Raw genomic sequence first — 1,755 nt, forward strand, 5'->3', positions numbered from 1 at the left:
GTGTTGTTGGGTAGGGGAGCGTTCTGTAAGCCGTTGAAGGTGGCCTGTGAGGGTTGCTGGAGGTATCAGAAGTGCGAATGCTGACATAAGTAACGATAATGCGGGTGAAAAGCCCGCACGCCGGAAGACCAAGGGTTCCTGTCCAACGTTAATCGGGGCAGGGTGAGTCGACCCCTAAGGCGAGGCCGAAAGGCGTAGTCGATGGGAAACAGGTTAATATTCCTGTACTTGGTGTTACTGCGAAGGGGGGACGGAGAAGGCTATGTTATCCGGGCGACGGTCGTCCCGGTTTAAGCATGTAGGCGGAGAGTTTAGGTAAATCCGGACTCTTGTTAACGCTGAGGTGTGATGACGAGGCACTACGGTGCTGAAGTAACAGATGCCCTGCTTCCAGGAAAAGCCTCTAAGCTCCAGGTAACACGAAATCGTACCCCAAACCGACACAGGTGGTCAGGTAGAGAATACCAAGGCGCTTGAGAGAACTCGGGTGAAGGAACTAGGCAAAATGGTGCCGTAACTTCGGGAGAAGGCACGCTGATATGTAGGTGAAGCCCCTGCGGGTGGAGCTGAAATCAGTCGAAGATACCAGCTGGCTGCAACTGTTTATTAAAAACACAGCACTGTGCAAACACGAAAGTGGACGTATACGGTGTGACGCCTGCCCGGTGCCGGAAGGTTAATTGATGGGGTTATCCTTAGGGAGAAGCTCTTGATCGAAGCCCCGGTAAACGGCGGCCGTAACTATAACGGTCCTAAGGTAGCGAAATTCCTTGTCGGGTAAGTTCCGACCTGCACGAATGGCGTAATGATGGCCAGGCTGTCTCCACCCGAGACTCAGTGAAATTGAACTCGCTGTGAAGATGCAGTGTACCCGCGGCAAGACGGAAAGACCCCGTGAACCTTTACTATAGCTTGACACTGAACACTGGTCCTTGATGTGTAGGATAGGTGGGAGGCTTTGAAGTGTGGACGCCAGTCTGCATGGAGCCAACCTTGAAATACCACCCTTTAATGGCTGGTGTTCTAACGTAGACCCGTAATCCGGGTTGCGGACAGTGTCTGGTGGGTAGTTTGACTGGGGCGGTCTCCTCCCAAAGAGTAACGGAGGAGCACGAAGGTTAGCTAATCCTGGTCGGACATCAGGAGGTTAGTGCAATGGCATAAGCTAGCTTGACTGCGAGAGTGACGGCTCGAGCAGGTGCGAAAGCAGGTCATAGTGATCCGGTGGTTCTGAATGGAAGGGCCATCGCTCAACGGATAAAAGGTACTCCGGGGATAACAGGCTGATACCGCCCAAGAGTTCATATCGACGGCGGTGTTTGGCACCTCGATGTCGGCTCATCACATCCTGGGGCTGAAGTAGGTCCCAAGGGTATGGCTGTTCGCCATTTAAAGTGGTACGCGAGCTGGGTTTAGAACGTCGTGAGACAGTTCGGTCCCTATCTGCCGTGGGCGCTGGAGAATTGAGGGGGGCTGCTCCTAGTACGAGAGGACCGGAGTGGACGCATCACTGGTGTTCGGGTTGTCATGCCAATGGCATTGCCCGGTAGCTAAATGCGGAAGAGATAAGTGCTGAAAGCATCTAAGCACGAAACTTGCCCCGAGATGAGTTCTCCCTGACTCCTTGAGAGTCCTGAAGGAACGTTGAAGACTACGACGTTGATAGGTCGGGTGTGTAAGTGTAGCGATACATTGAGCTAACCGATACTAATGAACCGTGAGGCTTAACCTTACAACGCCGAAGCTGTTTTGGCG

Annotated in this window: 1 rRNA gene; it reads left to right on the top strand. The window is 53.1% G+C overall.

The features are described from left to right. Positions 1–1,732: ribosomal RNA gene (locus ACI2I2_RS24510) — 23S ribosomal RNA — on the top strand; the annotation flags it as partial. Positions 1,733–1,755: the final 23 nt, after the last annotated feature.

The organism is Scandinavium sp. NPDC088450 (genome assembly GCF_044900545.1).
GTDB lineage: Bacteria > Pseudomonadota > Gammaproteobacteria > Enterobacterales > Enterobacteriaceae > Scandinavium.